Here is a 416-nt window from a genome sequence, read left to right on the forward strand (position 1 = left end):
GCGCGGCGCGAACGTGTGGTAGTTCGAGGAGAGTTCGCCCACCTTCTGGGACATGACGATCCTCGCCTACTGGGCCTGGTCAGCCTTCGACGCCAAGCGCCACAACCACCTCCACTCCGCCCAGGGCGCCGGCGGCCTCGGCTACGCCTTCCCCGCCGCGCTCGGCGCCGCCAGCGCCGACCGCACGACCCCGGTCCTCGCCGTCTCGGGCGACGGCGGCGCCATGTACTCCCTCGCCGAGCTGGCCACGGCCCGCCAGTACGACCTCCCCGTCACCTGGCTGATCGTGGACGACGGCGGCTACGGCATCCTGCGCGAGTACATGACCGACGCCTTCGGCGAGCCCACGGGCACCGAACTGACCGGCCCGGACTTCGTCGCACTCGCCGAGTCCTTCGGCGTCCCGGCGGTCCGTA

General features: G+C 72.1%; 1 pseudogene. It reads left to right on the forward strand.

The window, feature by feature from the left end:
* Nucleotides 1–28 precede the first annotated feature (28 nt).
* Nucleotides 29–416 (forward strand): annotated as a pseudogene (locus J0695_RS42445) (thiamine pyrophosphate-dependent enzyme); the annotation flags it as partial.

This window comes from Streptomyces beijiangensis, assembly GCF_017315755.1.
Classification (GTDB): domain Bacteria; phylum Actinomycetota; class Actinomycetes; order Streptomycetales; family Streptomycetaceae; genus Streptomyces; species Streptomyces beijiangensis.